The sequence below is a fragment of the Kitasatospora sp. NPDC001540 genome, from assembly GCF_042894345.1.
Lineage (GTDB): Bacteria > Actinomycetota > Actinomycetes > Streptomycetales > Streptomycetaceae > Kitasatospora > Kitasatospora phosalacinea_C.
This window is the reverse complement of record NZ_JBIAVO010000010.1, coordinates 176,054-187,653: the sequence shown is the minus strand read 5'-3', so window position 1 is coordinate 187,653 and position 11,600 is coordinate 176,054. Positions and strand designations below refer to the sequence as shown.

The following is an 11,600-nucleotide window of genomic DNA, read 5'->3' as shown; positions in this document are numbered from 1 at the left end:
GGCGCGGGCCCCGGGGGGGGGGGGGGGGGGGGGGGGGCGCGGCCGGGGGGCGCCCGTGGGGGGGGGGGGGGGGGGGGGGGGGGGGGCGGGGGGGGGGGGTCCCCGGGCCCCGCCCGGTGGTGCGGTGGGCGCCCGGTGGTGCGGCGGGCTCCGGCGCGGTGGCGCGGCGTCAGTAGCCGTAGATCATCTTGTAGGCGACCTCGGGCAGGAACTGCCCGGCCGAGGAGCCCGCTCCGACGCCGCAGTTGCCGTCGGACTCGCCCGGCTCCTTGATCCACAGCAGCATCTCGGCGCCGCCGCCGGTCCGGGTGGGTGTGCCGATCCGGCGCCCGGCCGGGTTGCACCACTGGCCGTTGGAGCCGTTGCCGTTGCGGCTGGTGTCGATCACGTACGGCTTGGTGTAGCCGTACGCGGCGAGCGCGCTGTTGACGGCGTTGCCGTAGGAGGTGTTCTGGCTGGTGGTGAAGTAGTTGGAGACGTTCAGCGAGAAGCCGTGGGCCCCGCTGACCCCGGCGGCGGCGAGGTGCTGCGCCATGGTGGAGGCGCTGATCCAGCCGGGGTTGCCGGCGTCGAGGTAGACCCAGGTGTTGGGGGCCTTGGCGTTGAACTGCGCGATGGCGTTCTTCAACATGGCGTTGCGGTCGGCGACCTGGGCGGACGTCAGGCAGCTCTGGTCGCCGAGCGCGTCGGGTTCGAGGACGACCACCGCCGGGCGGTTGCCGATGCCGCCGGCGAAGGCGGCGATCCAGGTGTCGTACGCGGCGCGGCTGCCCGCGCCGCCGCCGGACTGGCCGCCGCAGACGTCCCGGTTGGGGATGTTGTAGGCGACCAGGACGGGCAGCTTGTCGTAGGCGTCGGCGCGGCCGACGTACGCGCCGGTGGCCGCGCCGATGTCGCCGCTCCAGTTGCCGAACCAGCGGGCCGCGGGGGTGTTGGCGATGTTGGCGCGGATCGCGGCGGCGCGGCCGTCGCCGGGGTTGGCATTGGCCCAGCGCAGCGCGGAGTTGTCCGGGTCCACGTAGAAACCGCTGGTCATGGTGGTGGGGTCGGCCGCGTAGGCCGGACCGGCGTCGGTCAGGGCGAGGCCGGTGGCGAGCAGGCCGGCCAGCATCGCGGCGGCCGCTCGGGTGGGCTTGCGCACGGTTCTTCCTCCGTTGGGTGGGGCGGGGAAGTGGAAGCGCTTCCAGTTCTGCGCGAAGTGCATCGCGTGAGGGGATGATTGGGCGCGGAGGGGAGCCGTGTCAATACTTCCCGCACCAGGTGCGTCGGGCTGCCGTGCTTCGACCCCTGTCGTGGCTTGATGGGCGGGGTACGCTGGAAGCGCTACCAGTTTCCATCGCCGGGCCGGATCGGGTGCCGCTCTCCGCAGGCCCCGTGGCCGGTGGATGCCGTGGAATCATGACCCCTGTCCGACGCCCGCACCCCGAGGAGCAGCCGTTTCCATGGAGTCGTCACCCAAGCGCATGCCCACTCTCGACGAGGTGGCCCAGCGTGCCGGTGTCTCGCGCACGGCGGCCTCCCGGGTGATCAACAACGCCCCGCACGTCAGCCGCGCCAAGCGGGAGGCGGTCGAACGCGCGGTGCGCGAACTCGGCTTCGTCCCCAACCCGACCGCGCAGGCCCTGGCCAGCCGCCGGGTCGGCGCGGTGGTGCTGGCGGTCTCCAGTGACGAGCCGGGCCTGTTCGCGGACCCCTTCTTCGCCGAGGTCATCGTCGGCGTGAGCGCCGCGCTGGAGCAGACCGACCTGGAGCTGGTCCTGCTGCTGGCCAACACCCCGCGCGGGCGCGACCGCCTGGAGCGGCTGCTGCGCTCGCGCCGCGCCGACGGCGTGATGCTGATGGCGCTGCGCGGCGACGACCCGCTCGGCCGGCTCGCCGAACAGACCGACCTGCCGGTGGTCTTCGGCGGCCTGCCGCTCAGCGGTGAGCCGCGCTGGTACGTGGACGCCGACAACCGGGGCGGCGCCCGGCTGGCGGCCGAGCACTTCGTCCGGACCGGGCGCCGACGGCCCGTCATGATCACCGGCCAGCTCGACACCCAGGTCGCCGCCGCCCGCGAGCGGGGCTTCACCGAGGGCCTGGCGCTGGCCGGGATCCCGCTGCTCGGCGTCGAGGCCGGGGACTTCACCGAGGACGGCGGGGCCGCGGCGATGGAGCGGCTGCTCGCCGCCCACCCCGCGCCGGACGCGCTGTTCGCCGCCTCCGACGCGATGGCGATCGGCGCGCTGCGCACGCTGCGCGCGCACGGGTTGCGGGTGCCCGAGGACGTCGCGGTGATCGGCTTCAACGACCTGGCCAGCGCCCGGCACACCGCTCCGCCGCTCACCACCGTGCACCAGCCGGTGCGGTCGCTGGGGCGCGAGATGGCCAGGATGCTGGTGGGCGCCATCGAGGGGAACGACCCCAGCCCGCTGATCCTGCCGACCCGGCTGACCGTGCGCGAGTCCGCCCCGGAGGTGCCGACGGAGGGCTGACCCGCCCGGAGACTCGGCCCGGCCCCGCCCGCGCGGCGGGGCCGGGCCGTTGGCGTTGCCCCCGCACAGCCCCGCCGGGTTGCTTTGGTCACGACTGGAAGCGCTTCCAGTTTCATTTCCGATACGGGCTGTTCAAGTGCTTGACACATATGCCTGACGAGCCAGAAACTTCCCGCAACGCCGCTGGAAGCGCTTCCGGCTCCCAGCAGGCCCCTTCTCTTTCCTGCCCACCCGCCGCACCGTTCAGACGTCGCGGCGGGTATCCGTTTCGAATATATGGGAGCGCTCCCACAATGACCGAGGTCCAGGACCGCAAGGCCACCGAGGCCCATACCGACGACGTCCTCCGCTTCCCGCCGGACTTCCTCTGGGGCACCGCCACCTCGGCGTACCAGATCGAGGGCGCGGTCGCCGAGGACGGCCGGACCCCGTCGATCTGGGACACCTTCAGCCACACGCCGGGAAAGGTCAACCGCGGCGACACCGGCGACCTGGCGGTCGACCACTACCACCGCTGGCGCGAGGACGTCGCGCTGATGAAGGACCTCGGGCTGAGCGCGTACCGCTTCTCAGTGGCCTGGCCCCGGGTGCAGCCGACCGGCCGCGGCCCGGCCGTCGAGCGCGGCCTCGACTTCTACCGCGCCCTGGTGGACGAACTGCTGGCGGCTGGCATCACCCCGCTGGCCACCCTCTACCACTGGGACCTGCCGCAGCACCTGGAGGACGCCGGCGGCTGGACCGTCCGGGAGACCGCGGAGCGCTTCGGCGACTACACCTCCCTGGTGGCCGAGGCCCTCGGCGACCGGGTGCGGCACTGGACCACCCTGAACGAGCCCTGGTGCTCGGCCTTCCTCGGCTACGGCTCCGGCGTGCACGCCCCGGGCCGCACCGACCCGGCCGAGGCGCTCAAGGCCGCCCACCACCTGAACCTGGCGCACGGCCGCGGCGTGGCCGCGCTGCGCGCCGCGCTGCCGGGCACCGCCCAGCTGTCCGTCTCGCTCAACCTGCACCAGGTCCGGCCGCTCACCGAAAGCCCGGAGGACCAGGAGGCGGTGCGCCGGATCGACGCGGTCGGCAACCGGATCTTCCTGAGCCCGGTGCTGCGCGGCCGGTACGACGCGGACCTGCAGCAGGACACCGCGCACCTGGTCGACTGGGAGAAGCTGGTGCACCCCGGCGACCTGGCGGCGATCGGCGCACCGATCGACCAGCTCGGCCTGAACTACTACTCCCCGGCGGTGGTCTCCGGCAGCGGCGTCTCCCGCGACGACTGCCACGGCCGCAGCGACCACTCGCCGTGGCCCGGTTCGGAGCACGTGGCCTTCCACCAGCCGCCCGGCGAGCTGACCGCGATGAACTGGAGCATCGACCCGACCGGCCTGCGCGACCTGCTCGACCGGATCCACCTGGAGCACCCCGGCCTGCCCGTGATCGTCACCGAGAACGGGATGGCCTGCGAGGACTACGTCACCCCCGAGGGCGTGGTGAACGACCGGGAGCGGATCGCCTTCGTCCACCAGCACCTCACCGCGGTGCACCAGGCGATCGAGGCGGGCGTACCGGTGGCGGGCTACTTCCTGTGGTCGCTGCTGGACAACTTCGAGTGGGCGTACGGCTACGCCAAGCGCTTCGGCATGGTGCACGTCGACTTCCCCACCCAGCGGCGCACCCCGAAGAACAGCGCGCACTGGTACGGCCGGGCCTGCCGCACCGGCACCGTCCCGCGCTCGCTGTCCTGACCGTGCCCCGCCCCACCGGACCCGCGGCCGCCCGGCCGCACCGCCCACCCACGCGCCAGTGGCGCCCGAGGACCCCGAAGGGAGCATCGGCATGCGGACGCTACTGCGCCGCCTCGGCTTCTACCTGCTGGCCGGCTTCGCCGCGGTGACCCTGAACTTCTTCCTGGCCCGGCTGCTGCCCGGCAGCGCCCTGCAGAACGCGCTGGCCAAACTGCGCGGCGCCAACCTCGACCCGGACGCGATCCGGGCGCTGGAGGCGCAGTACGGCACCGGCGGCGACCACAGCCTGCTCAGCCAGTACCTGACCTACCTCTCCAGCCTGCTCCACGGTGACCTGGGCCTGTCCACCTCGCAGTCCGCGCCGGTCTCCTCGATCCTCGGCGACACCCTGCCGTGGACGCTGGGCCTGGTCGGCACGGCCACCGCGCTGGCCTTCGTGGTCGGCACGCTGGCCGGGATCGTCGTCGGCTGGAAGCGCAACGGGCTGCTGGACGGCCTGCTGCCCGCCGTCACCTTCTTCCAGTCCGTGCCGTACTTCATCCTGGCCTTCCTGGTGATGATGACCCTCGGCTACTTCGGCGGCTTCTTCCCCTACCAGAACGGCTACGACATCGGCCGGCACGCCCACCTGACGCCGGGCTGGAACGGACCGTTCGTCACCAGCGTGATCGAGCACGGCACGCTGCCGGCGCTGACCGTGGTGCTGGCCTCGCTGGCCGGCTGGGTGATCGGCATGCGCAACATGATGATCACCACGATGGACGAGGACTACGTCCTGGTCGCCGCCGCGAAGGGACTCCCGCAGTGGCGGGTGGCCGCCGTGGCGGCGCGCAACGCGATCCTGCCGACCATCTCCAACTTCGCCCTGTCGATCAGCCTGGTGGTGACCGGCTCGCTGGTCACCGAGATCGTCTTCACCTACCCCGGCGTCGGCTGGCAGATCTACCAGGCCATCCTCACCGGCGACTACCCGCTGCTCCAGGGGATCCTGCTGGTCGTCGTCTTCACCGTGCTGGCCGTGAACCTGGTCGCGGACCTCGCCTACGTCGCCCTCGACCCCCGTGCCCGCAAGGAGGCCTGAGCGATGCGTGCGCTCCGCTCCCCGAAAGTGCTCGCCGGTTCGGTCCTGCTGCTGCTGCTCCTGCTGCTGGCCGTGGTCGGACCGTGGATCGCCCCGCACTCCGCCGACTGGCAGGCCGACCGCACCAGCGGTCTGCCGCTGGCCCCCTCGGGCCGGTTCTGGCTCGGCACCGACCAGCAGCAGCACGACCTGTTCTCGCGGCTGCTGAGCGGCGGCCGGGACACCTTGCTGATCTCCTTCCTCGCCGGGCTGTTCGCCTGCCTGCTGTCCGTCGTGGTCGGCGTCACCGCCGGCTTCGTCGGCGGCCTGGTGGACGACCTGCTCTCGGCGCTGGCCAACATCTTCCTGGCGCTGCCCGGCCTGCTGATCCTGATGGTGATCATGAAGCCGCTGCCGCCCTCGGAGACCAGCAACCCGCTGCTGATCGGCTCGGTGATCGCCCTCACCGCCTGGGCCTGGGGCGCCCGCGTGCTCCGGGCGCAGACCCTGGCCCTGCGCGCCGCCGACTACGTCGAGGCCGCCCGGGTGATCGGCGAACGCACCTGGCGGATCATCCTGTTCGAGGTGGTGCCGAACCTGCTGCCGATCCTGGCGTCCGCCTTCATCTTCACCGTCATCTACGGCATCGGCACCTACACCGCGCTGGCCTGGCTCGGCGTGATCAGCCCCGCCTCGGTGACCTGGGGCACCGTGCTCAACGAGGCCCAGGCCTCGGGCGCCGCCGTCAACGGCTACTGGTGGTGGTACCTGCCGCCCGCGCTGGCCGTCGCCCTGGTCGGGATCGCCCTGGCCCTGGTCAACTTCGGGATCGACGAGGTGATCAACCCCAGGCTGACCTCGGCCCGCACCGGCCGGGCCCGCGGGGTGGTCTTCCGCCTCGGCCTCACCCCCGTGCTGAAGTCCGCGGCACCGGCACCCGCGGCCGCGCCGTCGAACCCCGTCCCGCTGAAGGAGGCGCAGCCGTGACCGGCGAGCCCGTCCTCGAAGTCCGCGACCTGTGCGTCGACTACGGCGTCGGCAAGGGCGGCGTGCGCGCCGTCACCGACGCCACCCTGACCCTGCGCCGCGGCGAAGTCCTCGGCCTGGCGGGCGAGTCCGGCTCCGGGAAGTCCACCCTGGCGTACGCCGTCACCAGGCTGCTGCGCGCCCCCGGCGTGATCACCGGCGGCGAGGTGCGCTTCCACGGCCCCGACGGCGCCCTCGACCTGCTGGAGGCCGACGCCGCCACGCTGCGCCGGATCCGCTGGGACCAGATCTCGGTGGTGTTCCAGAGCGCGATGCACGCGCTCAACCCGGTCGCCCGGATCGACGCCCAGCTCACCGACGCGCTCCGCGCCCACCGGGCCCAGCTGGGCGCCGCCGAACGGCGCGAGCGGGCCGTCGAACTGCTGCGCCTGGTCGGCATCGGCGAGGAGCGGCTGCGCAGCTACCCGCACGAGCTGTCCGGCGGCATGCGCCAGCGCGTGATGATCGCGATGGCGCTGGCGCTGGAGCCCCGGGTCGTCATCATGGACGAACCGACCACCGCCCTGGACGTGGTGACCCAGCGGGAGATCCTGGACGAGCTGATGCAGCTCAAGGACCGCCTGGGCTTCGCGATCGTGTTCATCACCCACGACCTGTCGCTGCTGATCGAACTCGCCGACACCATCGCCATCATGTACGCCGGGCGGATCGTCGAACTCGCCGACGCCCAGCGGCTGTTCCACAGCCCGCGGCACCCGTACACGCTGGGGCTGCTGAACTCCTTCCCGGCCCTGCACGGCGAACGGGTGCGGATGGAGGGCATCCCCGGCGCCCCGCCCGCGCTCACCGCGCTGCCCACCGGCTGCGCCTTCCACCCGCGCTGCCCGTTCGCGCTGGAGCGCTGCGCGCACGAGACCCCCCGGCTCACCAAACCCGCCGAACCCGACGGCGCGCCCGCGGACCGCTCGGCCGCCTGCTGGCTGCACACCGGCGGCGAGCGGGTGCCGGAGCCGCTCGCCCGAGTCCTTGGGAGCACCCTGTGACCAGCACCGACACCGCCCCGGTGGTGCACGGCCCGAAGCGGCCGGGCACCCCCGCCCTGGAGGCCCGCGGCCTCACCAAGCACTTCCCGGTCCACGGGGGGCTGCGGCGCGGCCGGGTCGTGCGCGCCGTCGAGGACGTCTCGCTGGCCCTGCCGGAGGGCACCGTCACCGCCGTGGTCGGCGAGTCCGGCTCCGGCAAGTCCACCCTGTCGCGGCTGCTGACCCGGCTCATCGCCCCGACCGCGGGCGAACTGCTGCTGGACGGCGAGCCGGTCGGCGGCTCGGCGCGGGCCCGGCGCGACTACGCCGGACAGGTGCACCTGGTGCTGCAGGACCCGTTCTCCTCGCTGAACGCCGTGCACAGCATCCGCTACCACCTGCAGCGCCCGCTCAAGCTGCACCACGGCCTGCGCGGAGCCGAACTCGAGGCCCGCGCGGCGGAGTTGCTCGAACGCGTCAGCCTCACCCCGGCCGAACGCTACCTCGACAAGTTCCCGCACGAGCTCTCCGGCGGCCAACGCCAGCGGGTGGCCATCGCCCGCGGCCTCGCCGTGCGGCCCCGGGTGCTGCTCGCCGACGAGCCGGTCTCCATGCTCGACGTCTCGATCCGCCTCGGCGTGCTCAACCTGCTCGACGACCTGCGCGAGCGCGAACGGCTCGCCATCCTGTACGTCACCCACGACATCGCCTCGGCCCGCTACCTCGCCGACACCGTCGTGGTGATGTACGCCGGGCAGATCGTCGAGTCCGGCCCGGCCGTCCAGGTCACCGACGAGCCGGCGCACCCCTACACCCGGCTGCTGCTGAGCGCCGCCCCCGACCCGCAGCGCCGCGAACCGGTGGTGCTGCGCGGGCGCGGCGCGCCGCCCAGCCTGATCGACCCGCCGAGCGGCTGCCGCTTCCACCCGCGCTGCCCGCTCGCGATGCCGGTGTGCGCGGAGACCGCGCCGCCGGTGCGACCCGCCGCGGGCGACCAGGTCGCCGCCTGCTGGCTGCTCGACCCCGAGCGGGCACCCGGCACCACGCCCGCCTGAGCGACCGTCACCGCACCACCGCACCATCCGAAACCCACTCGAGAACCCCACTCCAGGAGCTCCCAGTCATGCGCCGTTCCACCGCTCTCAGAGCCCTCGCCCTGGTCGCCGCCGTCGGCCTCGGCGCGACCGCCTGCACCGACTCCAACGACTCGAAGTCCAGCGACGCCGGCGCCGACCGGACCCTGGTGGTCGAGTCGGCCCCGATGCCGTCGTTCACCGAGAACTACAACCCCTTCGACGGGAACTCCTTCCTCTCGGCGCAGAACGCCCGCTCGCTGATCTTCGAGCCGCTCTTCCAGTTCAACACCCTCAAGGCCGACCAGCCGCCGATCCCGTGGCTGGCCAAGTCCTACGAGTGGTCGAACGACAACCGGACGCTCACCCTGGCGCTCCAGTCCGGCATCAACTTCAGCGACGGCAAGCCCTTCACCTCCGCGGACGTCAAGTTCACCTTCGAGATGCTGAAGGCCAACCCGGCCACCAACACCGGCGGCGCGCCGCTGCCGAGCAGCATCACCACCCCGGACGCCACCACCGTCGTGCTGAACTTCGACGGCCCGCAGAAGGCCAACTTCATCGGCATCGGCAACCAGCTGATCGTGCCCGAGCACGTCTGGTCCACCATCAGCAACCCGGGCAACGCGGTCGTCAAGGCCGACCAGGCGATCGGCACCGGCCCGTACCTGGTGGACAAGTTCACCGCGCAGAACATCACCTTCAAGGTCAACCCGGCCTTCCGCGAGAAGCCGAAGGTGCAGCACATCTCCTTCCCCGCCTACGCGACCAACGACGCCGCCACCCTGGCGCTCAACAACGGCGAGATCGACCTCACCGGCAACAACATCAACAACGTCCAGAACACCTTCGTCGGCAAGGACCCGGAACACCACCACCTGTTCCAGAGCACGGCGCCGTACTTCCCGGCGTCCAACACGGTCTCCCTGATGCTCAACAACAAGAGCACCACCTCCCCCGCGCTCGCCGACCCCGCGGTCCGCAAGGCGATCAGCGCCGGCCTCAACCGCCGCGCGTACGCGAGCCAGTGCGAGACCGACTACGCCCGTCCCGCCACCTCCTCCGGCGGCCTGCTGCTGCCGGTCGACCAGGCGATGCTGAACCCGGCGCTGGCCGACGACCTCAAGCCGGAGGCCGACGCGGCCAAGGTCGACTCGCTGCTCGGCGGGGCGGGCTGGACCAAGGACGGCAGCGGCAAGTGGACCCGCGACGGCAAGACCATCAAGTTCACCATCATCGACCCGAACTCGTTCTCCGACTACTGGTGCACCGCGCAGGCGATGGCCAAGGACCTGAACGCGCTCGGCTTCGACGTCAGCACCAACGGCGCCTTCGACTTCAACAGCTGGAACACCGCCATCACCACCGGCAACTACGAGGCGGCCATCCACTGGGGCCAGGGCGGCACCCCGTTCCAGCGCCTGCAGTACGTCCTCGACCCGAGCATGGGCGCCGAGACCGGCCAGGTCGCGGCCGGTGACTTCAGCAAGTACGACTCCCCGAAGGTCCGCGACGCGGTCAAGGCGTTCCAGAACGCGGGCGACGCCGCGGCCGAGAAGACCGCGCTGAACACCCTCCAGCAGATCATGTCGGACGACGTCCCCGCCGTCCCGGTGTTCTACGGCGCGGCCTGGTACGAGTACAACGACACCGACTTCGTCGGCTGGCCGAACGAGAAGGACCCCTACGTCAACCCGGGCCCGAACTCCCAGGCGTACGAGTACATCATCCTGCACCTCAGCCCGCGCGGCTGATCCCGCGACGACTGCGCCCCGCCGAGCGGCTGCTCGGCGGGGCGCGACGCGTGGGGGAGGGGTCAGTGCTGCAGGGTCAGCACGCCCGGACGCCACGGGAGCTGGTCGTAGGTGCCGCTCGCGTTCGGCGACTTGCCCTGGTAGAGCAGTTGCAGGTTGCAGGGGTCGATGGTCATGGTCTGGTCGGGGTTGTTGCGCACCAGGTCGCCGTGGCTGATGTCGTTGGTCCAGCTCGCGCCGCTGTTGGCCTTGCCCGCGAACGGGTTGGACTCGGTGGCGGCCTGCGGGGTCCACGAACCGTTCAGGCTGGTGGCGGTGAAGGAGCGGAAGTACCGCTGCTCGGTGGCGCCCCGGGCCTCGACGATCATCAGGTACTGGTTCTGGCCCTTGACCTTGTAGACCTGCGGGGCCTCGAAGAGGTTCTTCGCGGTGTCGGTCATCACCGTGGTGTACGAGGAGCCGAAGTTGCCGGGGAAGTTGCCGATCGGCATGCTCGCCCGGTAGATGCTGCCGTTGTCACCGGCGAAGAACAGGTACATGTTCTGGTCGTCGGCGATCAGCGTCTGGTCGATCGGCCCGGTGCCGGAGTTCGGGATGCTGCCGGTGAACAGCGGCTGCGGCGCGGACCAGCCGTTCGGGTTGGTCGGGTCGCTGGAGGTGCGGTAGATGAACGGCCACGCGCCCCACTGGTAGGCCAGGATCCAGATGTTCTTCGGCGCGAAGTAGAACAGGGTCGGCGCGACCGCGGACTGGCTCATCCCGGTCTGGGCGGCCGAGGCCATGTCGGACCAGTTGGTGAACGGCGCGAACGCCATCGAGCCGTACGTGGACCCGTTCACGTCCGAGGCGTACACCAGGTGCTTGCCGTTGTAGACGACGTTGGTGAAGTCCTTGACCGCGGCCCAGCCGTTGGCGGGCTGCGCCAGGGCGCCGGTGGAGCTCCACCGGTAGGTGGACGGGAGCGGGCAGGTGGTGCCGCCGGAGGACGGCGGGGGCGTGGTCGGGGTGCCCGCGGTCAGGCCGGTCCACTGCTGGTTGGTGCGGCCGTTGCAGTTCCACAGCTCCACGGCGGTGCCGTTGGCGGTGGCGCCGCCGGTGACGTCCAGGCACAGGCCGGACTCGACGCCGGTGATGCTGCCGTCGGCGTTCAGCCGCCACTGCTGGTTCGCGCCGCCGCTGCAGGCCCAGATCTGCACCCGGGTGCCCGCGGCGGTCGCGTGGTTGGGGACGTCCAGGCACTTGTTGCCGTAGACGGTCAGCTCGTTGGCGGACGTCAGCGTCCACTGCTGGTTGGTGCCGCTCCAGCAGTCGTAGATCTGCAGCAGCGCGCCGTCGGTCTGGCTGCCGCCCGCCACGTCGAGACAGCGGCCGGACGAGACGCTCTTCAGGGCGCCGGTGGACGCCGCCTGGGCGGCGGGGCCGGTGACGAGCATCGCCGCCAGGGCCGCCACGGTCGCGACCATCGCGGTGAGCAGCACGGACAGTCGCCCG

The 11,600-nt window shown here is 71.9% G+C and carries 9 protein-coding genes; 7 read left to right on the top strand and 2 right to left on the bottom strand.

The annotated features are described in order from the left end of the window. Positions 1–169 precede the first annotated feature (169 nt). A complete protein-coding gene (locus ACFY00_RS15265; protein WP_388031458.1) occupies positions 170–1,111 on the bottom strand; it encodes a glycoside hydrolase family 6 protein in 942 nt (313 codons plus the stop codon). A gap of 331 nt (positions 1,112–1,442) precedes the next feature. Between ACFY00_RS15265 and ACFY00_RS15260 the strand changes: the two genes are divergently transcribed. From ACFY00_RS15260 to ACFY00_RS15230, 7 genes are all read left to right on the top strand, one after another. After that, a complete protein-coding gene (locus ACFY00_RS15260) occupies positions 1,443–2,474 on the top strand; it encodes a LacI family DNA-binding transcriptional regulator (RefSeq protein WP_388031373.1) in 1,032 nt (343 codons plus the stop codon). A 293-nt stretch (positions 2,475–2,767) separates the two neighbouring features. Next, positions 2,768–4,213 (top strand): GH1 family beta-glucosidase, encoded by a 1,446-nt coding sequence (locus ACFY00_RS15255; protein ID WP_388031370.1) that lies wholly within the window; start codon positions 2,768–2,770, stop codon positions 4,211–4,213. Between the two features lie 91 nt (positions 4,214–4,304). Then, positions 4,305–5,294 (top strand): ABC transporter permease, encoded by a 990-nt coding sequence (locus ACFY00_RS15250; protein ID WP_388031369.1) that lies wholly within the window; start codon positions 4,305–4,307, stop codon positions 5,292–5,294. Between the two features lie 3 nt (positions 5,295–5,297). Beyond that, entirely contained in the window at positions 5,298–6,260 is a 963-nt protein-coding gene (locus ACFY00_RS15245) for an ABC transporter permease (RefSeq protein WP_388031367.1), read from the top strand. Next, positions 6,257–7,303, top strand: a complete 1,047-nt coding sequence (locus ACFY00_RS15240) for an ABC transporter ATP-binding protein (protein WP_388031366.1) — start codon at positions 6,257–6,259, stop codon at positions 7,301–7,303. Before ACFY00_RS15245 ends, ACFY00_RS15240 begins: the two co-directional genes overlap by 4 nt. Further along, positions 7,300–8,337, top strand: a complete 1,038-nt coding sequence (locus tag ACFY00_RS15235) for an ABC transporter ATP-binding protein (protein WP_388031363.1) — start codon at positions 7,300–7,302, stop codon at positions 8,335–8,337. Before ACFY00_RS15240 ends, ACFY00_RS15235 begins: the two co-directional genes overlap by 4 nt. A 68-nt stretch (positions 8,338–8,405) precedes the next feature. Then, positions 8,406–10,109, top strand: a complete 1,704-nt coding sequence (locus ACFY00_RS15230) for an ABC transporter substrate-binding protein (RefSeq protein ID WP_388031361.1) — start codon at positions 8,406–8,408, stop codon at positions 10,107–10,109. Between the two features lie 62 nt (positions 10,110–10,171). Here ACFY00_RS15230 and ACFY00_RS15225 read toward each other — a convergent pair whose 3' ends face one another. After that, a complete protein-coding gene (locus ACFY00_RS15225) occupies positions 10,172–11,572 on the bottom strand; it encodes a non-reducing end alpha-L-arabinofuranosidase family hydrolase (RefSeq protein ID WP_388031455.1) in 1,401 nt (466 codons plus the stop codon). Positions 11,573–11,600: the final 28 nt, after the last annotated feature.